The organism is Blautia parvula, from assembly GCF_020215665.1.
Classification (GTDB): domain Bacteria; phylum Bacillota; class Clostridia; order Lachnospirales; family Lachnospiraceae; genus Blautia; species Blautia celeris.
Genome location: NZ_CP084061.1, coordinates 3551177 through 3574566, shown reverse-complemented (window position 1 = coordinate 3574566; position 23390 = coordinate 3551177). Strand labels below are relative to the sequence as shown.

Genomic DNA, 23390 nt, shown 5'->3' with positions numbered 1-23390 from the left:
TTCTAACACAAAAATATAATAAAAAAAGAGTTGTAATGCAGGAAATATAGGATTTATGGTTGACAGGGATTGTATAATAAAATTACGGATAAAAATGAGACACAGAGGAGGAGAATTTATGGGTATTAATGTCCGAAAGTTTGAAGAAAAAGACATAGAGAGTATGATTTCCATATGGAACGAAGTGGTGGAGGAGGGCGTGGCTTACCCGCAGTTGGATTTGCTGGATGAGAAAACGGGCGCGGAATTTTTCTGCTGTCAGACATACTGCGGGGTGGCGGAGGACGCAGGGACAGGTGAGATTCTGGGACTGTATATTCTGCATCCGAACAATGTGGGCAGATGCGGCCATATATCCAACGCTAGTTATGCGGTGAAGTCTGCAGCCAGGGGAAAACACATCGGGGAGATGCTGGTAAAGGACTGTCTCATACAGGGCCGCATGTGCGGATTCCGGATTCTGCAGTTTAATGCTGTTGTGAGGACTAACAGGGCAGCACGGCATCTGTATGAAAAACTGGGATTTAAACAACTGGGCGTCATTCCCGGCGGCTTTCTGATGAAAGATGGGCACTATGAAGATATTTGTCCATATTACAGGGAATTGTAAATGAAAAAGGGAGCATCTGTCAAAAGGAGTCAGGCACACCGGTGCCTGGCTTTTTTTCTGCTGCTGCTCGGGAGAATTATTTTGGATTTTGCTGTACGGAAAACGCTGTCTGTAGAACGGATTTTAATCCAATACAAATAAAATTTATCGTAAAACAATAAAAATATATTGACTTTACGATTCGCAAGCAATATAATGGAGCCAGAAAGGACAGAAATCATTTATCTATTTTGAAACTGCAGGAGGAGAATCATGAAGCAAACAGAAATGTCAAAGTATTTGAAATTAATAACAGCCGGAACCGGAATCCTGTTTCTGGCGCTGGTGGCGTGGTTTTTGCCCTCGGTACTGAGGCAGGTGCTGGACGGACAGGCGGGAAAAGGTGTGTATTGGGGAACCTGTATCTTCATCTGGATAACAGCGATTCCCTGTTTCCTATGTTTGGTCAAATTCTGGGGCGTATGCAGCAGGATTGGAGAGAACAAGTCTTTCTGCCGGGAAAACGCAGAGGCGCTTAAGCAGATGAGCCACTATACACTGGCTGACAGTGTGCTTTACGCCCTGTTTCTGGCAGTGTTCTGTGTTCTGGGGTGGTATTCTCTGGGGATCGGCTATTTATTCGGCATTGTTTTGATTTTGTTTATCTGCATTACACTCACAGTCCTGTGTGCTGCCCTGTCCCATTTGGTCTATAATGCAAGCCAAATACAGGAAGACCAGGATCTGACCATATAGGAGGGACAGAAGATGGCGATTATTATTAATATAGATGTTATGCTTGCGAAGCGGAAAATGAGCGTCACGGAACTGTCTGAGCGTGTGGGAATCACAATGGCCAATATTTCGGTATTGAAAAACGGCAAAGCCAAAGCGATAAAAATCAGCACATTAAACAGTATCTGCAAGGCCCTGGAATGCCAGCCCGGAGATATTCTGGAGTATGTGGACGATTAATATATGGGTAGTTATCAAACGCTCACGGCAGTTTGGGGTTAAAAAATCAGAAGTGAGAAAGGAGCAGTAAAATATGAATACGGAAAAACAAATGCCGGCAGGCAGTGAGAACGGTCTGCCCTGTGAAAGTGCGCCTGTTTTTGAGGAAAATGAGTGGATAAAGGCAAAACCCATAGAGGCGGATGGAAAAGATAAATGTTTTGCCTGGCTGTATTTGCTGGTGGGATATGGGTTTGTATATACCTTTACCAGCATGGATTTCGGCAGTCATCTGGCATTTTATACTGCTGCATATGCGACTGCAGTACTGGCCTATATTTTCCTGAAGGGGGGACGTCCGGGACGGGAGAGCTGGTTCTGGATGGTCATTATGCTGGGCGTTGGAGTACCGTATGCCTTTTGGAGCGCCATGCCGTTTCTGCAGGTCCCAATGCTGATCGTATGTGCGGCGTACTGGACACTGCTTATATCCGGCAGTCTTCTGGAAAAGGATAAGACGTCGGAGTGGGTTGTGTTTGACGGATGGAATGCATTGCTGCGGGTGCCTTTCGGTAACTTCGGATGTGGTTTTAAGATTATAACGGGAATACACGAGGACAGGGATACGGACGAGGAGCTTCAAAAGAAGGGCAGAGGGAAGGATATCCGCTATATTATCCTGGGCATTATCATAGCTGTCCCTGTTCTGCTCCTTGTGCTTCCCCTGTTGTCCAGTGCGGATGAAGGGTTTCAGAGGCTGATGCAGAACAGTGGTTTGTATATCCAGGAGCACTTTTTGTATACTCTTGCCAGGATGATACTTTCCCTGCCTGTTTCGGCATATTTATTCGGACTGATTTACGGAGGGATCCATAAGAGAAATACGGACTGCATTGACAAAGAGGAGCTCCGGGAAACCTCCCGCTCTATCCGGATCGTGCCCAATACGGCCGTCACTACAGCCATACTGATCGTATGCGCCATTTATCTGCTGTTCATAGGGCTGCAGGGAAAATATCTGTTTTCCGCCTTTGCCGGAATCCGGCCGGAGAACTTTACCTATGCGGAATATGCCAGGAGAGGATTTTTTGAACTCTGCCAGATCGCTGCGCTGAATCTGGTCCTTCTGCTGGGGGCCAATTTGTTTTCCAGAAAAGGAAAAGAGAGCAGTGCAGTGCTGCGCTGGCTCAATGTCCTTCTTTCTGTACTCACTCTGCTTCTTATACTGACTGCCATGAGTAAAATGGTGCTTTATATAGCCGCCTTTGGCTTTACCATCAAGAGGGTACTGACAATGGTGTTTATGATCTGGATGGCAGTGGTGTTTACCCTGGTTATTGTGCGCCAGTGGAGAACGTTTCCCATGGTACGGATCAGTGTTATAACGGGAGCCGTTTTATACTGCATGCTCTGTGTACTTCCGGTTGAATATATGATGGATTCTTATAATCAGAAATATTTTCCGGAGCAGATAACAGAAGAAAATATATATTAGACATGAATATCCCTGCGCTTATAATCTTTTAGATTGGGAAGGTGCAGGGATTTTCAGCCTGAGAAATGTAAATGACGGATATGCTAATTTTTGATTTGATTTAATGCAGCTATGGGCAGGCCTGTTTTTGCGGAGATTTCTTCCGGGCTTTGGCCTTTTAGAAGCAGTTTTAATGCGAGTTTTTCCTGTTGGGCTCCCTGCCCCATACCGTTTTAGAAACCTGGCTATGTGATTGATATATTTCACTTTGCTTAGCTCCGTGTACTGGCTTTCATAGTCGATCAGTGCCACAGAATGATCTTCCAGCTCAAAGAGATTATCCGTACTGAGTTCGCTGGCCTCGATTGCCGGCAGATTCACCGGAAGGACATTCACAACCTGGGACATAGGAATGCCATAGACCTCAAGGGATTTTTACTTCAGCCCGTGACCGAATATTTTTGATACGATATCTTTATTTTGATATGCAATATCACTCATGCATTATATCCTTTTATTTTAGCAAATTATAACAAGATATTCAATCGAAAATTATGTCAAAGGCAGCACCACGCTTTCAAACAGACACGGCAAAATAGTGACATAAGTTCCGCATCCGGATATTTTGTTTTCATAAATAAATTGAGATTTTTGGCGAAACGCCGGAATGCAGGAAAGCCTGCTAAGATGAATGATCTGGCTGCAAATGAGCCATACCCGTATCGGGCAGCCTGCCTTATAGCCCGCTATATACTGCAGGGTTAAATAACAGATAGTGACAGGATACAGCATTCGGATGTTCTGTCAATGGGTTATAAAAATTTTATATTTTGGCTCCTGCTATTTGCAACAGACCAAAGGTCGAGATAGTTCCCTCTGTTCAGAATCTCTGCTATTTGTTATAATTTCAGGATAGATAACGAAAAAAAGGAGTACAGATGAAGAAAATAGCAGTGATTGAAGACGACGAACTTCTGAATAAGGCCCTTGTCATCACTCTGGAAAAAGAGGGGTATCAGGTAACCGCCGGAAAATCATGCAGGGATGGGATCGCTCTGCTGCAGGATAACCCTGACCTGATGTTGGTTGACATAAATCTGCCGGATGGGAATGGAATCTCCATCTGCCGGGAGGCGGAACGCTTTAGTAAGATACCGGTTCTTTTTCTGACTGCCAGGGATGAAGAGCGCGATATGCTGGAGGCATTCGAGGCCGGATGTGATGATTATGTGGTCAAACCTTTTCAGATGAGTGTGCTGAAAAAGCGGATTGAGGCCATTCTGCGCCGAAGCGGCGGGGAGGAAGACAGTTTTCTGTTTCGTGGCCTCAGGATCAATTGGAAGAAAAAACAGGTGTTTTACCAGGAGCGTCAGATAAATCTCACGGCAAAGGAGTACAGTCTTCTGGAACTTCTGGTCCAAAACCGCGGACAAATTCTGACAAAGGAGACCATACTGGAGAGGATCTGGGATATTGACGGTCAGTTTGTGGTGGAAAATACAGTGAGCGTCACCGTCAACCGCCTGAGAAAGAAAATAGAACCGGACAATGCCCATCCCATATTTGTGAAAAATGTATTCGGCCTGGGATACACTTTCGGAGATTAGCCTATGAAGAAAAAGATATATTACACTGCAGGAATCCTGCCCATTGCCGCGGGGATTCTGGCTTCCTTTCTGACCGCGGATGCCGGATATCTGCTTCTGACGGCCTGTTTTCTCTGCTGTTATCTCCCGGTGTTTTCAGGTATAAGAAAAAAATACGAGGATGATCTGATACAGATATCCGATATTCTGGAACAGCTTATTCAGGGAAACGGCAGCCCTGTCACAACAGAAACCGCTGACAGCCTGGTATCAAAACTCCAGGCACAGACTGTAAAAATCCATGCCATTGTGACAAAATACAATGAAAAGCTTTTGGAAGAACAGGAGGAGGTCCGCCGCTTTCTGTCAGAGATTGCCCATCAGATCAGAACCCCTCTCACCAATATGGAGACCTACCTTTCCCTTCTGCGTGAACAGGAGCTGACAGCAGAGGAGCAGGATACCTGCATCCGGGCAGTGGAGCAGTCAGAGCGGAAGATAAAGTTTCTCACAGAGAGTTTCATTTCCGCATCCCGCATGGAACACCGCATTATCCAGATCAGAAAAGAGAGACAGAACCTCAGAAAGACCCTGGCAAAAGCCATTTTTCAGGTAAGGAGAAAGGCAGAGGAAAAACACATGGAAATAACTCTGGATTGTCCGGAAAACATCTCTCTTCCCCATGACAGAAACTGGATCTCCGAGGCAGCAGCCAATCTGCTGGACAACAGCATTAAATATTCCCCTGAAAATTCAGAAATCATTGTCCGGGCAGTGAAAAATGAAATGTTCACACAGATTGAAGTCCGCGATTTCGGCATGGGGATCGTTGATGATGAAAACCGCATCTTCTGCCGTTTTTACAGGGGGAGCAATGTGAACAGCCAGGAGGGATTCGGTATAGGACTGTATATCACAAGAGAGATCGTGAAACAGCATGAAGGGTTTTTGAAAGTGAAAAGGGAAGCGGACGGTACTTCCATCTCCATTTATCTTCCCTGTTAGAAGATTGTTAGATTTACCTGCTATCCTCATATCATGACAGCAGAAATAACAGAGAAGCCCGCATGAGGTGTGTGCATTTCCTGTTAAGCACGACAGGCACACAGCAGGAATGCCTTAACCGGCACAGCCTGCGGCGGGCAGGCAAGGAGGAAAGTATGGAAATATTAAGGACAAGAGGCCTTGAGAAGATTTACAAAACAGGGGAGCTGGTAGTCCGGGCATTGGACGGCGTGGACATAGATATCAGTGAGGGAGAATTTATCGCAGTCATAGGTTCCTCCGGGTGCGGCAAGACCACCCTTCTCAACATGCTGGGAGGTCTGGATTATCCCACCACCGGAAGCGTGATGGTAAGAGGATATGAGCTGGCAGCCATGGATAACGATGAACTGACCGTATTCAGGCGCAGGAACATCGGCTTTGTTTTCCAGAATTATAATCTGGTTTCCGTGCTCAATGTGTATGAGAATATTGTTCTGCCTTTGAAGCTGGATGGTGTGAAGATCAACAAAGAATTTGTGGACAGGATCATTCATTCCCTGGGCCTGGATGAGAAGGTGCACCAGATGCCGAACACCCTTTCCGGCGGGCAGCAGCAGCGAGTCGCCATAGCCAGGGCGCTGGTGACAAAACCGGCCATCGTTCTGGCGGACGAACCCACCGGAAACCTGGATTCCAAAACCGGTCTTGAGGTAATTGGTCTGATGAAGACCATGGCGGAAGAATATTCCCAGACTATAGTCATAGTCACCCACAATGAGGAGATTGCCCAGATGACCGACCGGATGATCCGGATGGAAGACGGGCGGATCTGCAGGAGGGAGGAATGACTATGGAATTAAGGAATAACAACAGGGAAGTCATCCGGGAGCTTGCGCGGGCCAATTACAGGAAGAACAGGGGGAGAAACCGTGTCCTGACGCTGGCAGTTGCCCTGGCTGTGTTCATGGTATTCGGAGCATTCAGCATTGCCAGGGGGAAAATGGAGGCAGACTATCTCTTATACGCCAGAAATGACGGCAGCGTTGCCAGCCTCTCCCTGGAAGACGGCTCAGAAAAGCAGTATGAAAAAATAAAAACACTGGATTATGTGAAAAATACAGGCCTGGAAAAAGACTTTGCCGTCTGGTATAAGGGCGGAGCGCCTGTACTGGGCTGTACGGTTCTCGACAATACGGCATTTGAAAAATTGATAAGACCGGCCTACACAGATGTCACAGGCCATTACCCGGAAGAAGCGAATGAAGTTATGCTCCCCCTTCGTGGATTAGAGCAGCTTGGCATTGAAAATCCCCATATAGGAATGACACTGGATGCAGAACTCCGGTTTCAGGAGAACAGGGATGCCATAGAGAGCAGTTTCGTCTTATCCGGTTATTATAAAGATTATGTAAACCCCATATTGAATGTCCCTGTGGCCTACTTCTCTGAGAAATATCTGGAAAGTCTGGGGATTCCCCTATTTCCTGCCAGCTATATTCTCATGGAACAGAACGGGTTTTTTGCAGACGGTGAACTTATGGAGGCGAAACTTTATGAGGATGTGTCCACGGAATCTGTTGCCCAGCAGTTTATTGGGATGAATTCCCTGGCATTTACGGTGGTGGAGGATTTTATCGGCAGCTATATGGTGGCATTTCTCTGCAGTGTTATGATTCTGGGGGGAGCCTTTCTGCTGATTTACAATGTAATGTCCATCACTCTTGGCAATGATATCCGCCAGTATGGTCTGTTGAAAACCATTGGCACGACCGGCGGACAGATCAAAAAGATCGTGTTCTGCCAGACCGGGAGAATGATTCTTGCAGGATGCCTTTTAGGGGCTGCTGCCGGTTCTTTTGTGGTGAAATTTTTGCTTCCGGGGACGCTGGGAGAATTATATCTCCACGGTATGGGAAGTGCCGGAGGGATGGCTGTGTTTTATCCCGCATTTCTGGCAGCCAGTGTGGTGTTCGTAGGACTGACAACGCTTCTGGCCGCAGGGATCGCTGTCAGAAAAGTGGTGAAGTTCAGTCCCATAGAGTCTGTCCGTTACGAGGAGACTGCATCTGCGGCAGCCAGCCATACCTACCGCCGTCAGAGGCGCACCCGGCAGCCGCGGAGCAGTATCCTGCAGAGATGTGGAAGCAGGAAACACTGCAGTGACGGGGCATCCATTGCAGGGATGGCATGGCGGAATATCACACGTTCCGGGAGAAGATTTGCAGTCACCCTGCTGTCCCTGAGCATGGGGTGTATCTGTGCGCTGGGAGCAGTAGTCATAAGCAGGGGGACGGATATTACAAACAGTATTGAGGAGCGGCATGACTTTGAAATCAGTACTTTTACAAACATTGACCGGGACGCGGGATATGCATCATATGATTGGGATGATAACACACCGGTCATTACAGAAGAGTTAAGAGACAGAATACTTGCAGTTGATGGTGTGTCTGAAGACAAAATGGGATATACAAAAGGCTGCTTTGCCATGATCAATATGCCCTCTGAGACAAACGGAACTGAGGAAGGAGGGGACGAAGCCCTTCTGCCCCGTCTGAAATCTGTATACGGCACCACAGCCGTAAGTTTTTTTGCCACGTTACAGATTGTAGACGATGCGTTTGTTGAAGAACTGAGAAAGTATGTGGAGGAATATGGGATAAATGCGGATGTGGACAGCCTGGAAAACGGTACAGGCACCATGCTTTTGCATACGCATGAGCTGTCAAAAGAATTGCAGGAAGATGGTGATGAAACGATTGGAATGCCTCTGCATTTTTACAGCCTTTCACTATTTGAGAATAAAGTGGATGACAAGTATCTGAAAGGGGAACTTTCCTGCGCCGGATACCTGGATATATCAAAAAAACACTTTCCCAAACTGAATATGACAACCCACGGAAGCGGGATCAATTATTTTATCATGACGGAGAAGGCTTTCAGGAGCCTGAATTTCAAGGAAAAAATCTTCGGTATACAGATTGATGTGGACAGGCAGAAGGAACCGCTTATCAAACAGGAGATTACCGGAATTATACAGCAGGACAACAGGACCAGAGATGAAAAGCACTACATCTATATGAACAGCAAATCAGATGCCCTGAATGACGCCTCCTCCTATATCCGCGCTAGCCGGATTGTTATGGGGGTACTGAGCGTTCTGCTGATGGTGATGGGAATTGCAAACTATTTCAATACACTTTATACAAGTCTGTCATCCAGGCAGAAGGAACTGGCTGTTATGGAGAGCGTGGGGATGACCAGAAAACAGCTTGGCAGGCTGGTGGTCCTGGAAGGTGCATTCTATGGCCTGAGTGTGATTGGGATGCTTCTTACGCTGGGCTCCGCTGTCCTCTGGTTTCTGGGAAAGGCCATAAAACAGGACCTGCTCTATTTTAAATTCTATTATCCCTGGGCATGGACGGCAGTAATCGCGGCAAGCCTGCCTGCAATCTGTATACTGACCGCAGTCTTCATGTACAGACGGATGACGGGAAAGAGCATAACGGAGCGTCTGCGAAGATATGCGGACTGACGCTGCCTGTAATTTATGCAGATAAGCTGCAGATTTCATTAATATAGCCCGTTATGCCCTGACTTTGAAAGGCTGATTCCACTTTTCAAAGCTAAGGTGTAACGGGCTGTGCTGAATCATCAGGGTTTTATTGACACTATTATTTGATTTGTCATTGACTTAACATAGAAAAACCACCCGAATACTTGGCCAGTTGAGGGTGGTTTTTCTTTCCTTTATTTCCTGGTCAACCCACCTTGTGGGCGGTTGTTCCTTTTATATTTTTATCATAACAGATTCAAGATATTAATTCAAGATATACTTGTCTTGTTTATTACCACAATTTACAACTAATAAAATATAAATTTTAAAATTATCTGTAACGAAAGAAACGCTGGCAGCTCTTATGGATAAGGAGGACGAAAGATGCAGGATATAGAGCAGATTTACACAAAATATGCTGTCCAGGTATACAAATACTTGTTCAGCCTCTGCCATGATCCCCATACTGCGGAAGAACTGACGCAGGAGACGTTTTTCAGGGCCATGAAATCCATAGACAGCTTCCGGGGTGACTGCAGACTCTATGTCTGGCTCTGCCAGATTGCGAAGAACCTCTGGATAAAAGAAGTGAAACAGTCACAGAGGACAGCAGTGTATGAGCCGGAAAAGGAAATTCCCTCAGATGCCATGCAGCCCGATGAGGAGTTGATAGCCAGGGATGAGAGGGTGTACCTGTACAAGAGACTGCATCAGCTTCCGGAACCTGTACGTGAGGTCATGTATCTGAGAATCAGCGGGGATTTCAGTTTCCGGGAAATCGGGGAGATACTGGGCAGGGACGAGAACTGGGCGCGGGTAACATTTTACCGGGGCAAGCAGAAAATCAGAGAGGAGAACAGGCATGAAATGTGATGTAGTACAGGACCTTCTGCCTTCCTATGCAGACGGACTGACCAGCGAGGAGAGCAACAGAGAAATTGAAAAACATTTAAAGACATGTGAAAAATGCAGTAAATATTACCGGGAGATGACCGGGGAAGTTCCTGAGATCCTGCCGAAAGCGGACGTGACGGATGCAGCTCTGATCGTGGGAATGAGGAAGAAGAGGAAAAAGGTACTGATCGCTGCGGCGTTTGCTGTCATAATTCTGGCCGCGGCCCTGGTCTGGACTTTTACAGGGTACAGCATGGGGAGCAGAAATGTGCTGTCCAGTGATGTAAAATTGTCTTACGGCCTGAAGGAAAACGGAGCATATCTGGAGCTGACGCCAAAAGGAGGCGAACTGGAATTCAATGGAATGACAGAAAATATAGAGGACAGCAGCGGCAACATCATCGGCACCCGTACCTACCTGAAGGCCCTGAGCTTTAGAAAAGGACTCTTTGTCAAAGGCAGCATGGGATGGGAAAATGAAATGGCAGGCGATGCTTACATCTGTGAATGGGTCCTGGAGTTTTCCGATAAGACCATCACGATCAGAAACGGAGAACTGATCAGTGAAGAGAACATATCCTCTTCAGAACAGAATTAGAAGATAAGAACAGATTTCAGCAAAGGAGAATCAGGGGTATCTGATTCTCTTTCTGTGCATAATGTACAGAAAATAGAGATAAAAATTGTACATATAATGGAATCTACCGAAAACAGTTGACTTTTAAAACATGGGATGTTAGGATGTAATCATAGAAAAACAACCAACGTAGGATGTTAAAAAACGGGGGGACACTAAAGGAGGTATTTATGAAAGCTAGGGTGTTAAGCCTGCTGACTGCCGGAGCCGTTATGACAGGGCTGCTTACGGGGTGCAGCGGCGGAACGAAGAATGTGGAGGCTTCCGGGGAAGCCGGAAAAGGGTATCAGAAGATTGAACTGGTCATGGCAGTGAACGGAACGGACATTCAGATCGACTCCAGAGTGGCGGACAAATTTGCGGAACTGGTGGAGGAGGCATCCGATGGAAATGTGACCATAGCCGTCTATCCCAACGACCAGCTTGCAGGAGGAAACTCCACAAAGGGAATTGAGATGATCGCAGGCGGAGGCGTGGATCTGGCAGCCTATGCCACATGTGTTATGGCAGTCATTGACGAACAGCTTTCCGTGGCAACGATCCCGTGGATCTTTGATGATTACCAGCATGCCAGAGAGATCATTGACAACACCGGAGGGGAATACTACGCGGAGCGGCTGGAGGCAAAGGGAATCACCTATCTGGGCTCTTTCCACAACGGTTTCCGCCAGATCACCAACAGCAAGCGTGAGGTCCGTACACCGGAGGATGTGAAGAGACTGAAGATCCGTGTGCCGGGCAGTGAAGTCTATATGAAATTCTTTAAGACCTTAGGGGCAGATCCGGTAGCCATGAGCTGGAGCGAAGTCTTCACAGCCATCCAGCAGGGAACCATCGACGGACAGGAGAACGGTATCTGCATTACAGAGTCCGCCAAGATGGATGAGATCCAGGACTACCTCACTTTATGGAACTATACATATGAGAACGACCTGTTTGTAGCCAACACAGAGATCTGGGAATCCCTGGAGCAAAAAACAAGGGACCTTCTCCAGGAGAAGGCAAAGGAAGCCTGTGAGTGGGGAAGGGATACTGTGGAGCAGGAGGAGGCTGACATTGTGGAGGAGTTCAGATCCGAGGGTATGACCGTGACAGAACTGACGGAGGAAGAACTGGATGCTTTCAAGGAAGAGATCAGCGGCGTGAAACAGGAATTTATTGAAAAATACGGCGAGAAAGCCTGCGAAGCTTTCCGGATAGAGAGCAAATAGGAGAGGGAGGAAATAAAATGCGGATATTTGACAAGATAGAGGAGATACTGGCGGCGGCCTGCCTGATCGTTATGACGATCCTCACATTTGCGAACGTGGTTGCCAGATACCTGTTCAGTGCATCCTTTTCTTTCTCGGAGGAGATCACCACATATCTCTTCGTACTGCTGAGTATGCTGGGTACAGCCATAGCGGCAAAGCGGAGAGCGCACCTGGGACTGAGCATTGTGACCGACGCGGTCGGGCCGAAGGCAGAGAAGGTGCTGAAGATCATCGGTTACTTTGTGGCAGTTTTGTTTACCGGAGCTATTTTCTACTATGGAATCCTTATGGTGAGGAATCAGAGGATTCTGGGACAGGTCACAGCAGGCATGCAGTGGCCGGAATGGATCTTCGGTTCCTTTGTACCGATCGGTGCATTCTTTGCGACAATACGGTTTATACAGGTTCTGATAGAAGAGATTAAGAGAAATCCGGAAGAGGAGGTAAGCAAATAGTGGTAGCAGCAATTCTATTTATCAGCTTCGCCGTACTGCTTCTCATGGGAGCGCCCATAGCTGTGTGCCTCGGTACCTCCAGCGTGGTAGCTATGATTGCCCAGGGGGCAGGAAGACCGCTTGACACGGTAATGAGCAGTCTTCCCATGATCGTGTCGGCGTCAACCAGCAAATTCGTATTACTGGCAATTCCTTTCTTCATCCTGGCAGGAAACATCATGGAGAAAGCGGGAATATCTGAGAAACTCATCAAACTGGCCGAGGCCTGTGTAGGACATATCAGAGGCGGACTTGCCATTGTATGTGTCATCGTTGCCTGCTTCTTCGCGGCAATTTCCGGTTCAGGCCCGGCAACCGTGGCGGCACTGGGAGTTATCATCGTGCCGGCCATGATCAAATCAGGCTATAAACCTGCGTTTTCCGCAGCGTTAATGGCAGCGGCCGGAGCCATAGGGGTCATCATTCCTCCCTCCATAACCTTTGTGGTATATGGCTCCATCGCCGATACATCCATCGGGGACCTGTTTATCGCAGGACTGGTACCGGGTCTCCTGATGGGATTCGCACTCATGGTAGTGGCGCTTCTGGTAGGAAGAAAATCCGATCTGAAGACACTGCCGAAGGCCAGCAGGAAAGAGCGCTGGCTGGCATTCAAGGATGCTTTCTGGGGACTCATGATGCCGGTCATCATCCTGGGCGGTATCTACGGCGGTATCTTTACCCCCACAGAGGCCGCGGCGGTATCTGTGGTATACGGTCTGTTTGTAGGAATCTTTATTTACAAGAAAATAAGGCTGAAAGAATTCTATGCCCTGCTTCTTGATACCACATCCACAACAGCCACCGTTATGTTCATCACAGCGGCAGCCAGCCTGTTTGCCTATGTGCTCACAAGGGCAAGACTCGACGTGGCAATCAGTTCCGCACTTCAGAATGCCACAGGCGGAAATGTAATTGTTTTCTTTATTATAGTAAATATTATCCTGTTGATCGCAGGATGCTTCCTGGATTCGACCTCAGCGTTATATATCTTTACCCCGCTGTTCGTACCGGTGGCACAGGCGCTGGGCGTGAATCTGATCCACCTGGGCGTTGTGATGATCGTCAACCTGGCAATCGGACTTTTCACACCTCCGGTAGGTGTAAACCTCTATGTGGCCTGCGGTGTGGGAAATGTAAATCTGAAGCAGATATCAAAAGCAGTTGTATCACTGATCATAGCGGCATTGATCGTACTGCTGTTAGTAACCTATATACCTAAAATCTCATTATTATTCTTATAAAAAGGAGCGAGGAATATGAAAAATGTAAGTGTTGAAGAACTGGAGAGACAGAGTATTGAACTGAGGAAAAAGGTGATCACCATGATCCACAAAGCAAAATCCGGACATCCCGGCGGCTCCCTCTCCGCTGCTGACTTTGTGACAGCCCTGTATTTCAGGGAGATGAATCTGGACCCGAAGAACCCGAAATGGGAAGACAGAGACCGCTTTGTATTGTCAAAAGGCCATGTATGCCCTGTACAGTATGCGGCTCTGGCAACGCTTGGATTCTTCGATGAATCCGTGCTTGGCACCCTCCGCCAGGAAGGTTCCATTCTGCAGGGCCATCCGGATATGAAAAAATGTCCCGGCATTGATATCTCCACAGGTTCTCTCGGCCAGGGACTTGCCTGCGGCGTAGGAATGGGAATCGCAGCGAAAAAGGACAACAGGGACTACCGCGTATTCGTAGTCGTGGGTGACGGCGAATGCCAGGAAGGTGAAATCTGGGAGGCAGCCCAGACTGCGCACAAATACGAGCTGGATAACCTGGTAGTATTCGTAGACAACAATAATCTGCAGCTTGACGGCACCACAGATGAAGTCATGCCCAACATCAACCTGGGTGATAAATTCAAGGCATTCGGATTCGATACCTATGAGATTGACGGACACGATATGAAGCAGATCGTGGACACTCTGGACAGAATCCGCATGAGAAAGAACGGAAAACCAAAATGCATCTTTGCCAACACAGTAAAAGGAAAAGGCGTTTCCTTTATGGAGAACCAGTGCGGATGGCACGGAGTGGCACCAAATGATGAGCAGTATGCGCAGGCAATGAAGGAGCTGGACGCGCAGCTTAAAAAACTGGAAGTCAGAAAATCAGCATAAGCGGATGGAGGATAAGAATATGAGCGAAGTAAAGAAAGCGACCAGAGATGGCTTTGGTGAAGAGATTGTAAAGCTGGGCAAACTGGACAATGATATATATGTAGTGGACGTAGATATAGGCAAATCCTGCAAGACAGGAGAGTTCCGCAAACAGCTTCCCAAGCAGTATCTGAATGTGGGCATAGCGGAGCAGAACGCAGCCGGTGTTGCGGCAGGTCTTGCGACCTGCGGAAAAGTCCCGTTTGTAGTGACCTACGCGGTATTCGGTTCCCTGAGGATGTGCGAGATGATCCGCCAGGAAATCTGTTACCCGAAACTGAATGTGAAGATCGCCTGCTCCCATGGCGGCGTTACCCCTGCCAATGACGGCGCAAGCCATCAGAGCATTGAGGACATGGGTGTTCTGCGCACCATACCCAACATGACCGTGCTCATGCCTGCAGATTATCATGCAGCAAAAAAACTGGTAAAAGCAGCGGCAGAATATGAAGGGCCTGTGTATCTGCGTTTTACAAGGGACGCGATCCCGGTCATCTACCCGGAAGACGCGGAGTTTGAGATTGGAAAAGCCAACAAATTAAAAGAAGGAAAAAATATTTCTATCATTGCCAACGGCGATACTGTTTCCATCGCATTGAAAGCGGCAGAGCAGTTAGAGGCACAGGGTGTATCCGTGAAACTGCTGGATATGCACACCATCAAACCTCTGGACACAGATGCGGTTATGGAGTGTGTAAATGAGACCGGTAAGATCATCACAGTGGAAGACCACAACATCATGAACGGCCTGGGCAGTGCAGTCAGCGAAGTGGCAGCAGAGACAGGCAGATGCATGGTAAAACGCATCGGTATCCGGGATCAGTTCGGACAGTCTGCTCCTTATGAGAGACTGCTGGAAATGAACGGAATCACAGTGGAAAATATTGTGGAGACAGCAAAAGAATTAGTGAAATAAGTATGAGAAGAATTATCAGGAGGATAAGAAAATGTTTGATTTTGACGGACAGGTAGTAATCGTAACAGGAAGCGGCTCACCGAAAGGAATCGGCAGGACCATTGCAAAAACCTTTGCAAAACAGAAAGCAGCCGTAGTGATCGCGGATATGAATGAGGCCGGTGTACAGGACACCGTAAATGAGATCAGGGCAGAGGGCGGAGAGGCTATGGGAGTGACCGTAAATGTCACAGATGAAGCATCCGTACAGAAAATGGTGGATGACATCATGGACGCCTATGGCAGAATCGACGTGCTGGTAAACAACGCAGGTATTTCCCAGAAGGTGACGGTTGCGGACATGACACTGGCAGATATGAGAAAGATTTTTGAAGTCAACATGTTCGGCCTGTTCCTCTGCACACAGAAGTGCATGAAGGTAATGCGTGACCAGAAATGCGGAAGGATCGTTAACCTGTCCTCTGTATCTGCCAAAAGAGGCGGCGGCGTATTCGGCGGAGCACACTACTCAGCATCCAAAGCGGCTGTACTTGCATTTTCCAAAAACCTTTCCAGAGAGATCTCTGCAGAAGGCATCACCGTGAACAGTGTCTGCCCGGGACTGATCAACACAGAGATCTGGAAATCACTTCCCAAAGAAGATGCAGATAAGATCATTGACGGAATCCCCATGGGCCGCCCCGGTGAGACACAGGAAGTGGCAAATGCCATTGTATTCCTGGCATCCAGAGAAGCGTCCTATATTACAGGCGAAGAGATCGACATCAACGGCGGTTCCCATATGGATTAACCAAATGCAGACACCCCCTTATTTTATCCGGCTGTAATAGACAAAATCTGATTTTTATGGTAGTATGTTGGTTGTAGGATAAACCGATAAAGGGGTGAGTAGAATGCAGAACATCAGTTATTTAAAGAAAGTAAACAGTGAATCGGTAGTGCAGCAGGTGATCAATGCGCTGACGGAGGCCATGCTCAACAGGGAACTGCGCCCCGGGGATAAGATCCCCACAGAGGCGGAACTGGCTGAGAGCATGGGTGTGGGAAGAAATTCCATCCGGGAGGCCATTAAGATCCTGGTATATCTGGGAGTGCTTGAAATCAGGCGGGCAGAGGGAACCTTTGTCTGTGAGGGATTTTCTGAGAGCATGATAGACCCTATGATTTACGGTATTATTTTAGACAAAGAGGATTCATATGAAAATCTTATGGAACTGCGTGAACTGATAGAAGTTGGTGTGATGCAGCTCGCCATGCAGAAGATTCAGGAGGCCGATTTACATATACTGAAAGAGAAGCTGAACCGCATGGAGAAAGAGATAGAAAAAGGGCCGGAGAACGTAGAGAATGCTTTCCTGGCTGACAATGAATTCCATAATACCATATCAGATATGGGAAAGAATCCCCTGGTGAATAAGATCAACCAGGTGGTGCGGGTGCTGACATATTCCATGAGGATGAAGACAGTGGAGACAATGATCAAGACTGGAAGAGGCCGGGAATTATTTGAGGCGCACCAGAAAATCTATGAGATGATGGCAAACAAAGTAACAGACAATCTGAATACGGCTGTAAGAAAAACATATTTTGCTGATATTCCATTTACGGATACAGAGAAATAGCCCTCGTTCAAAACAATTTCCGCTTACAGCCATTTGATTGATGCCCTGTCCATTCATTGCCCGGAGTATGTTTGTATGCAAACACAATCCGGTGAGTGGACGGGGTATTTTTACATTAATATGTAACGAGAGAAGGAGGAGACCCATGATAGCCATCGCATGTGACCATGGCGGATATGATTTGAAACTGGAGATCATCCGTTACCTGAAAGATGAAAATATAGAATATACAGATCTGGGATGTGAGGGCAGGGATGCAGTGGATTATCCTGTCTATGCCAGAAAAGTGACAGACGCCATAAAGAGCGGCACCTGTGAGAAAGGAATCCTGATCTGCGGAACCGGCATCGGAATCTCCATAGCTGCCAATAAGGTGCCGGGTATCCGGGCAGCCCTGTGTACGGACTGTTTCTGCGCGGAGGCCACCAGGCAGCACAACAATGCCAATGTCCTGGCCCTGGGCGGCAGAGTGGTGGGGCCCGGCCTGGCGGTGAAGATCGCGGATACGTTCCTCCACACGGAATTTTCAGGGGCCGAACGGCACCAGAGGAGAATTGATCTGATAGAAGGGGACAAAGCCTGAACAGACAGGCTGTGAAAAACGGAGGTATTTTGATCATGGAGTTAAAGAATATACTGGTCGGCCAGTCCGGAGGGCCGACGGCTGTCATCAACAGCAGCCTATACGGTGCTGCGGCCCAGGCGAGGCTGCACCCGGAAAAGATAGGAAAATGCTTCGGCATGGTGAACGGAATTGAAGGATTTTTAAAGGGAAAAGTCCTGGATCTTGACGAGGCGCTTCCCGGCGATGAGCTGAAAGGGCTTCTGACCACCCCCGGAGCCTATCTTGGTTCCTGCAGATATAAGCTGCCGGAGGATCTGGAGGACCCGGTGTACAGGACACTGTTTGAAAAGTTTGAGGACATGGGCATCGGATATTTCCTCTATATCGGCGGAAATGATTCCATGGATACCGTGAGCAAGCTGTCGCGGTACGGGAGAAAGATGGGCAGCAGTATTGTAGTGCTTGGGGAACCGAAGACCATTGACAATGACCTTGTCCTCACAGACCATACGCCGGGTTTTGGCAGCGCTGCCAGATATGTGGCATCCACAGTGCGGGAGATCTGCGTTGACGCAGGCGTATATGACACCAGGTCCGTCACGATCGTGGAGATCATGGGCCGTCATGCAGGCTGGCTGACAGCCGCAGGGGTGCTGGCAAGGAAATTCAGGGGAGACAACCCTCTGCTTGTATATCTGCCGGAGGTGCCCTTTGACCAGGAGGCGTTCCTGAAAAAGGTGGAGGAGTGCTTTTCCGTGAACAATGCGGTGGTCGTGTGCGTCTCAGAGGGAATCCGTGACAAAGACGGTGTATTTGTATGCGAATACGACAGCGAGGCCGGACTGGACAGTTTTGGCCACAAGATGCTGGCAGGCTGCGGGAAATACCTGGAGCGTCTGGTGCGGGGAAGACTGGGTGTGAAGGCCCGCTCCGTGGAATTAAATGTAAGCCAGCGCTGCTCTGTCTCCATGCTGTCAGCCGCGGACCAGCAGGAGGCTGTCATGGCAGGCAGATACGGTGTGCAGGCAGCTCTTGAGGGGGAAACAGGCAAAATGATCTCCTTCATCAGAAAAAGCGATGCACCCTACAGCCTGTCCTGTGGTCTGGAGGATGTGGATCATATCTGCAACCGGGAAAAAACGGTTCCCCTGTCCTGGATCACAGGTGACGGGTCAGATTTGGGAGAGGAATTTTTGACATATGCAAAACCGCTTGTAAAAGGAAATGTGCAGGTCCCTGTGGATGAGGACGGCCTGCCGCTGTTTGTCTGCAGAAAATAGGAGAAGGAGAAGTTTATCATGGGATTAGTGACAACAAAGGATATGTTTCAGAAAGCTTATGAGGGCGGCTATGCCATCGGAGCCTTCAATGTAAATAATATGGAGATCGTACAGGGTATCACAGAGGCGGCAGGAGAGCTGAAGTCTCCGGTCATCCTCCAGGTGTCCAAAGGCGCAAGGGCATACGCCAACCACACCTATCTTGTGAAACTGGTGGAGGCTGCCCTCATAGAAAATGATATCCCCATGGCCCTCCATCTGGACCACGGCCCGGATTTTGCAACCTGTAAGGCTTGTATCGACGGCGGTTTTACATCCGTCATGATCGATGGCTCACAGTACGATTTTGAAAAGAATGTGGAGATCACCAGACAGGTAGTGGAATATGCCCACGAAAAAGGTGTAGTGGTAGAGGGGGAACTGGGAAAACTGGCAGGTGTGGAGGACGATGTAAAAGTGGACGCCTCTGACGCCATGTACACGCATCCCGATGAGGTGCAGGAGTTCGTGGAGCGCACAGGCGTGGACTCCCTGGCCATCGCCATAGGCACCAGCCACGGCGCCTTCAAGTTCAAGCCGGGCCAGAAACCTCAGCTCCGGTTTGATATATTGGAGGAGATCACAAAACGCCTTCCCGATTTCCCCATTGTCCTCCACGGAGCCTCCAGTGTGTCCCGGGAGTATGTGAAGATCATACAGGAAAACGGAGGAGAACTTGCTGACGCCATAGGTATCCCGGAGGATATGCTGCGTCGTGCTGCAAAATCCGCTGTGTGCAAGATAAACATTGATTCAGACCTGCGCCTTGCCATGACAGCAGGCGTCCGGCAGGTACTGGTGCAGAAGCCCTCAGCCTTTGACCCCAGGGAATATCTGAAAGCCGGAAGAGCCAATGTCAAAGAACTGGTGGCACATAAGATAGTGAATGTTCTGGGCAGTGACCACAAGGCCTGACCTGAACGAAACAAACCGATGGTTTAGACGGATCTCAGCCGGAACCATCGGTTTGTTTCCGTGTACGATTTTTTATTTATAGGTTGATTAAGTAAAGGAATAATTATAAAATAACTTTATAAGTCGCACATAATCGAGGAAAAGTTATGCATTGGAATATAGTGGCGGAGTGTATTTCCGAAATCAACCTTATCATCATCTGGTTTTATTCAAGGAAAAGTAATCTGGTTCCTTCACTCAGGAACCGTCTGTTTCAGTTCTGCTTTTTTGTGACTTTTTGCGCCATGTCCTTCAACATTGCGTCAACAGTCATGATCGCCTATCCTGAGAAATTCCCCTGTTTTCTGACCTGGCTGGTCACAACGGTTTATTTTGTTGCCACCCCTCTCATGGGCATGGCTTATTTTTTCTACACTCTGGCTGCTGTGTTTGAAAATAAAGGAAATACCATGAAGATCATTATATGGACATCTCTGCCCGGGACAGTGTATTTCCTGCTGGTGATCATGAATCTGTTTTCAAATGTATTATTCAGCATCTGCCCCGACGGCACATATACACGGGGACCTCTGATCTCCGTTACATATATTATCTTTTATCTGTATGGTGTGGCAGCCATGGCGGTGGTTGTGATATGGAGAAAATATATGGAACCGGCGATCAGAAGGATACTTGTCATATTTCCCATGATCGCGCTGCTGGTCATCATTGTACAGCAGCTTTATCCCACTGTGATCCTCTCCGGCTCGGCGGCGACCTGCGCGCTGCTGATCATTTATCTCTATCTCCAGAACAAACAAAATTCCGTAGACTATCTCACGGGGCTGCCCAACCGGCAGGAGTTCCTTAAAATGATAGAGCTGCTGATCAGAAAGTCCAAATATTTTAATATCACGGTCCTCTCCTTAAGAGGATTTAAGCGGATCAATGATACCTATGGGCAGCATAACGGGGATCTGTTTCTGCAGGAGATTGCATCTTACCTTAAAAGCATTTCAGAACCTCACTGTCTGTACCGTTTCGGCGGCGATGAGTTTGTCATTTTGTCTTATGGGCCGTTTGATGCCAGTATGAGTCATAATGTGAAGAAACTGGAGCAGAGAATGCAGCAGCCCTGGATATCAGGGGAAAACAGTTGTGTCATTCCGGCGGTCATCGGTGTTGTGGGATATCCGGAATGCGCCAACACAGCGGAGGATTTGATCAGCGGGATTGAATACGCTGTCTCCATGGCAAAGGCGGCATCTGACACGAATGTCTATTACTGTGGCCACGAGATGCTTGCCTCCCTGAGAAGGCGCCGGAAAATAGTGGAGATACTGGAGGAAAACCTGAAGAACAACAGCTTTTCTGTCTATTATCAGCCTATCATTTCCACAGCCACAGGTAAATATACGGTTGCAGAGTCTCTGCTGCGCATACCGGATTCCCCCCTTGGCCCTCTCTTTCCCAATGAGTTTATTCCTGTTGCGGAGGAGACAGGGATGATCGTGGAGATCACCTACCAGATACTTGATAAGGTATGCAAATTTGTGAACCGGCTGTCTGAGAACGGCATTGAGTTTGACGGAGTGCATGTGAACTTTTCCGGACAGCAGTTTTCCCAGATTGGGCTGGCGGAAAAGGTGGAGGGGATCATTGAGGCAAACCATACACCTTTTTCCAAGATCAAGATTGAGATAACCGAGAGCATACTTGCCGACAATGCGGAGACAGTAGAAGAGTTCGCCCTGGAAATGCAGCAGAGGGGCATTCTGATCGAGCTGGATGATTTCGGAACAGGTTACTCCAACATCGTATCCGTGATGAACACTCCCCTGGATACCGTCAAGCTGGACAAGAGCCTTGTCTGGTCTGCCATGGAGAAAAAGGAGACGGCAGCCATGGTTAAGAGCCTGTCAACTGTTTTTCACGAGATGGGGCTCCAGGTTCTTGCGGAGGGAGTGGAGAATGCCCAGCAGGAGGCGTTTGTAAAAAGCTGCGGGATTGATTACATCCAGGGTTTTTATTTTGCAAAACCGCTTCCGGAGGAGGAGGCCTTTGCTTTTATCAGGAATGCGCAGGCAAAACAGGAAATGATACGGGGGATTCAACCATGACAATGAGACAGCTTACAACAATGGAGAAGCTGAGTTTCGGCGGCGGCGATGTTGCCAACTGCGTTACTTTTGGGGTTACATCGGCGTACCTGTCCTATTATTACACAGACACAGTGGGCATCTCTGTGGCTGCAGTGGGGCTTATTCTGGGTGCGGCCAGAATCATAGAGGCATTTGCCAATCTTGCTACCGGCGTGGCGATTGACAAAGTACACTCGCGGCTGGGCAGGACAAAGCCTTTTCTGTATGCAACGACCATACCGCTCATGCTGTTTTTCTTTCTGATGTTCGCGGTACCGGATGTATCGGCAGCGGGAAAGACGGCGTTCGCTTTTTTTACCTATCTGACATTCTGTGTGCTGTATGCGGTGAACAACACGGCTTACGGGACACTTCTGTCCATGATGACCGGAAATGTGAAGCAGAGGAGAAGCATCAATAATTACAAGCTTATGGGGATCGGGGTGGGAACCATGATATCCAATGCCTGTACCCTTCCCCTTGTAGCGTTTCTGGGGGGCGGCAGAAAAGGGTATATTTTTACGGGACTTGTATTTGCGGTGATCAGTGCAGTGTTTCTTATGAACTGTACTGTACAATGCCGGGAGAGGATTGCCGTGCAGAGTGACAAGGTGAAGATTACGGACGAGCTGCGCTATGCGGTCAGAAGCCGTTCCTGGATGGCTCTGTGTGTGGTCGCACTTCTCATCACCTGCGCGCTTACGCTGCGGACTTCCGGAATCGTCTACTATGCCAGATATGTGCTGGAAAATGAAGACCTGGCAACCCTGCTTCTTGCCATGTCACCTATTTCCATGCTGGTCAGCTCGCCGTTCATCGGACAGGTGCTGGACCGGGTGGGAAACCGGAAATGCATGGTGCTTGGAAGTCTGGGTATGATACTTTCCATACTGGGCATGGCTGCTTCCGGCAGCAATGTAGCGGGACAGGTCGTGTTTAACTTCCTCTGCGGCGTGGCCTCCAATCTCTGTACAGGGCCGCTGTACTCTGCGTGCTCTGACACCATGGATGAGGTGGAGTACCTGACAGGGGAACGTCCCCAGGGAATCATGACATCTGTGATGATGTGCACCAATAAGCTGGGAATCGCCTTTGCGCCCATTATCTCTTCCATTGTTTTGGGGGCGGGAGGTTATGCGGCGGGCGGTGTGCAGTCAGCAGGAGCGCTGGCAGCCATCAAGGGAAATGTTTTCTGGATCCCCGTGCTCCTCTCCGGCCTGGGGATACTGGCAGCCCTGTTCTTTGACCTGGATAAGAAGCATGGAACCATGGTAAACGCTCTGGAAAACAGAAGAAATAAAATTTCCTGAAAAAAAGTATCGACATTTACGCTGCGTAAACCCTTATCCTTTC

At 48.3% G+C, this 23390-nt stretch carries 22 protein-coding genes; all 22 read left to right on the top strand.

The window, feature by feature from the left end; genetic code table 11:
* The first annotated feature begins 118 nt into the window (after positions 1–118).
* The 22 genes from LC508_RS16445 to LC508_RS16340 all read left to right on the top strand — a co-directional run bounded on the left by LC508_RS16445 (position 119) and on the right by LC508_RS16340 (position 23347).
* Positions 119–610 carry a GNAT family N-acetyltransferase gene (locus LC508_RS16445; protein ID WP_054351455.1) on the top strand — a complete coding sequence of 164 codons (492 nt, stop codon included), beginning with the start codon at positions 119–121 and terminating at the stop codon, positions 608–610.
* Positions 611–862: 252 nt separating this feature from the next.
* Entirely contained in the window at positions 863–1345 is a 483-nt protein-coding gene (locus LC508_RS16440; RefSeq protein WP_054351456.1) for a DUF2975 domain-containing protein, read from the top strand.
* A 12-nt stretch (positions 1346–1357) separates the two neighbouring features.
* On the top strand, positions 1358–1564 hold the full coding sequence (locus LC508_RS16435) for a helix-turn-helix domain-containing protein (protein WP_033139879.1): 207 nt from the start codon (positions 1358–1360) through the stop codon (positions 1562–1564).
* A gap of 73 nt (positions 1565–1637) precedes the next feature.
* A complete protein-coding gene (locus tag LC508_RS16430) occupies positions 1638–3038 on the top strand; it encodes a DUF4153 domain-containing protein (protein WP_103732578.1) in 1401 nt (466 codons plus the stop codon).
* Positions 3039–3955: 917 nt separating this feature from the next.
* Entirely contained in the window at positions 3956–4624 is a 669-nt protein-coding gene (locus LC508_RS16425; protein WP_054351460.1) for a response regulator transcription factor, read from the top strand.
* 3 nt (positions 4625–4627) lie between these two features.
* Positions 4628–5608, top strand: a complete 981-nt coding sequence (locus LC508_RS16420) for a sensor histidine kinase (RefSeq protein WP_103732577.1) — start codon at positions 4628–4630, stop codon at positions 5606–5608.
* Positions 5609–5763: 155 nt separating this feature from the next.
* Entirely contained in the window at positions 5764–6438 is a 675-nt protein-coding gene (locus tag LC508_RS16415) for an ABC transporter ATP-binding protein (protein ID WP_033139981.1), read from the top strand.
* 2 nt (positions 6439–6440) lie between these two features.
* Positions 6441–9125: an ABC transporter permease gene (locus LC508_RS16410; RefSeq protein ID WP_158587274.1), complete on the top strand. Its 2685-nt coding sequence runs from the start codon at positions 6441–6443 to the stop codon at positions 9123–9125.
* A 405-nt stretch (positions 9126–9530) separates the two neighbouring features.
* Complete coding sequence (locus LC508_RS16405) at positions 9531–10019, top strand: RNA polymerase sigma factor (protein WP_103732614.1); 489 nt, start codon at positions 9531–9533, stop codon at positions 10017–10019.
* Positions 10009–10638 carry a zf-HC2 domain-containing protein gene (locus LC508_RS16400; protein ID WP_054351465.1) on the top strand — a complete coding sequence of 210 codons (630 nt, stop codon included), beginning with the start codon at positions 10009–10011 and terminating at the stop codon, positions 10636–10638. Before LC508_RS16405 ends, LC508_RS16400 begins: the two co-directional genes overlap by 11 nt.
* Positions 10639–10847: 209 nt before the next feature.
* Positions 10848–11888 (top strand): DctP family TRAP transporter solute-binding subunit, encoded by a 1041-nt coding sequence (locus LC508_RS16395; RefSeq protein WP_103732613.1) that lies wholly within the window; start codon positions 10848–10850, stop codon positions 11886–11888.
* Between the two features lie 17 nt (positions 11889–11905).
* Positions 11906–12385, top strand: coding sequence for a TRAP transporter small permease (locus tag LC508_RS16390; RefSeq protein WP_033139871.1), 480 nt, complete (start codon positions 11906–11908; stop codon positions 12383–12385).
* Positions 12385–13668 (top strand): TRAP transporter large permease, encoded by a 1284-nt coding sequence (locus LC508_RS16385; protein WP_054351468.1) that lies wholly within the window; start codon positions 12385–12387, stop codon positions 13666–13668. The genes LC508_RS16390 and LC508_RS16385 overlap by 1 nt, the downstream gene beginning before the upstream one ends.
* A gap of 15 nt (positions 13669–13683) precedes the next feature.
* Positions 13684–14541: a transketolase gene (locus tag LC508_RS16380; RefSeq protein WP_103732612.1), complete on the top strand. Its 858-nt coding sequence runs from the start codon at positions 13684–13686 to the stop codon at positions 14539–14541.
* A 19-nt stretch (positions 14542–14560) separates the two neighbouring features.
* Positions 14561–15496: a transketolase family protein gene (locus tag LC508_RS16375; RefSeq protein WP_103732611.1), complete on the top strand. Its 936-nt coding sequence runs from the start codon at positions 14561–14563 to the stop codon at positions 15494–15496.
* Positions 15497–15527: 31 nt separating this feature from the next.
* Positions 15528–16286, top strand: a complete 759-nt coding sequence (locus tag LC508_RS16370) for an SDR family NAD(P)-dependent oxidoreductase (protein WP_103732610.1) — start codon at positions 15528–15530, stop codon at positions 16284–16286.
* A gap of 103 nt (positions 16287–16389) precedes the next feature.
* Positions 16390–17118 carry a FadR/GntR family transcriptional regulator gene (locus tag LC508_RS16365; protein WP_033139866.1) on the top strand — a complete coding sequence of 243 codons (729 nt, stop codon included), beginning with the start codon at positions 16390–16392 and terminating at the stop codon, positions 17116–17118.
* Between the two features lie 145 nt (positions 17119–17263).
* Positions 17264–17701 carry a ribose 5-phosphate isomerase B gene (rpiB, locus tag LC508_RS16360; RefSeq protein WP_054351469.1) on the top strand — a complete coding sequence of 146 codons (438 nt, stop codon included), beginning with the start codon at positions 17264–17266 and terminating at the stop codon, positions 17699–17701.
* A gap of 35 nt (positions 17702–17736) precedes the next feature.
* Complete coding sequence (locus LC508_RS16355; RefSeq protein ID WP_103732558.1) at positions 17737–18963, top strand: 6-phosphofructokinase; 1227 nt, start codon at positions 17737–17739, stop codon at positions 18961–18963.
* A gap of 18 nt (positions 18964–18981) precedes the next feature.
* Complete coding sequence (gene fba, locus LC508_RS16350) at positions 18982–19917, top strand: class II fructose-1,6-bisphosphate aldolase (protein ID WP_103732559.1); 936 nt, start codon at positions 18982–18984, stop codon at positions 19915–19917.
* 146 nt (positions 19918–20063) lie between these two features.
* On the top strand, positions 20064–22016 hold the full coding sequence (locus tag LC508_RS16345; protein WP_103732560.1) for a putative bifunctional diguanylate cyclase/phosphodiesterase: 1953 nt from the start codon (positions 20064–20066) through the stop codon (positions 22014–22016).
* The gene (locus LC508_RS16340; RefSeq protein ID WP_033139862.1) at positions 22013–23347 is read left to right on the top strand and encodes an MFS transporter; all 1335 of its coding nucleotides are present in this window, start codon (positions 22013–22015) and stop codon (positions 23345–23347) included. The genes LC508_RS16345 and LC508_RS16340 overlap by 4 nt, the downstream gene beginning before the upstream one ends.
* Positions 23348–23390: the final 43 nt, after the last annotated feature.

What these genes read in the sequence shown, in the direction of transcription:
- LC508_RS16445 (WP_054351455.1), top strand. Translation starts at nt 119, where the DNA reads ATGGGTATTAATGTCCGAAAGTTTGAAGAAAAAGACATAGAGAGTATG.
- LC508_RS16440 (WP_054351456.1), top strand. Translation starts at nt 863, where the DNA reads ATGAAGCAAACAGAAATGTCAAAGTATTTGAAATTAATAACAGCCGGA.
- LC508_RS16435 (WP_033139879.1), top strand. Translation starts at nt 1,358, where the DNA reads ATGGCGATTATTATTAATATAGATGTTATGCTTGCGAAGCGGAAAATG.
- LC508_RS16430 (WP_103732578.1), top strand. Translation starts at nt 1,638, where the DNA reads ATGAATACGGAAAAACAAATGCCGGCAGGCAGTGAGAACGGTCTGCCC.
- LC508_RS16425 (WP_054351460.1), top strand. Translation starts at nt 3,956, where the DNA reads ATGAAGAAAATAGCAGTGATTGAAGACGACGAACTTCTGAATAAGGCC.
- LC508_RS16420 (WP_103732577.1), top strand. Translation starts at nt 4,628, where the DNA reads ATGAAGAAAAAGATATATTACACTGCAGGAATCCTGCCCATTGCCGCG.
- LC508_RS16415 (WP_033139981.1), top strand. Translation starts at nt 5,764, where the DNA reads ATGGAAATATTAAGGACAAGAGGCCTTGAGAAGATTTACAAAACAGGG.
- LC508_RS16410 (WP_158587274.1), top strand. Translation starts at nt 6,441, where the DNA reads ATGGAATTAAGGAATAACAACAGGGAAGTCATCCGGGAGCTTGCGCGG.
- LC508_RS16405 (WP_103732614.1), top strand. Translation starts at nt 9,531, where the DNA reads ATGCAGGATATAGAGCAGATTTACACAAAATATGCTGTCCAGGTATAC.
- LC508_RS16400 (WP_054351465.1), top strand. Translation starts at nt 10,009, where the DNA reads ATGAAATGTGATGTAGTACAGGACCTTCTGCCTTCCTATGCAGACGGA.
- LC508_RS16395 (WP_103732613.1), top strand. Translation starts at nt 10,848, where the DNA reads ATGAAAGCTAGGGTGTTAAGCCTGCTGACTGCCGGAGCCGTTATGACA.
- LC508_RS16390 (WP_033139871.1), top strand. Translation starts at nt 11,906, where the DNA reads ATGCGGATATTTGACAAGATAGAGGAGATACTGGCGGCGGCCTGCCTG.
- LC508_RS16380 (WP_103732612.1), top strand. Translation starts at nt 13,684, where the DNA reads ATGAAAAATGTAAGTGTTGAAGAACTGGAGAGACAGAGTATTGAACTG.
- LC508_RS16375 (WP_103732611.1), top strand. Translation starts at nt 14,561, where the DNA reads ATGAGCGAAGTAAAGAAAGCGACCAGAGATGGCTTTGGTGAAGAGATT.
- LC508_RS16370 (WP_103732610.1), top strand. Translation starts at nt 15,528, where the DNA reads ATGTTTGATTTTGACGGACAGGTAGTAATCGTAACAGGAAGCGGCTCA.
- LC508_RS16365 (WP_033139866.1), top strand. Translation starts at nt 16,390, where the DNA reads ATGCAGAACATCAGTTATTTAAAGAAAGTAAACAGTGAATCGGTAGTG.
- rpiB (WP_054351469.1), top strand. Translation starts at nt 17,264, where the DNA reads ATGATAGCCATCGCATGTGACCATGGCGGATATGATTTGAAACTGGAG.
- LC508_RS16355 (WP_103732558.1), top strand. Translation starts at nt 17,737, where the DNA reads ATGGAGTTAAAGAATATACTGGTCGGCCAGTCCGGAGGGCCGACGGCT.
- fba (WP_103732559.1), top strand. Translation starts at nt 18,982, where the DNA reads ATGGGATTAGTGACAACAAAGGATATGTTTCAGAAAGCTTATGAGGGC.
- LC508_RS16345 (WP_103732560.1), top strand. Translation starts at nt 20,064, where the DNA reads ATGCATTGGAATATAGTGGCGGAGTGTATTTCCGAAATCAACCTTATC.
- LC508_RS16340 (WP_033139862.1), top strand. Translation starts at nt 22,013, where the DNA reads ATGACAATGAGACAGCTTACAACAATGGAGAAGCTGAGTTTCGGCGGC.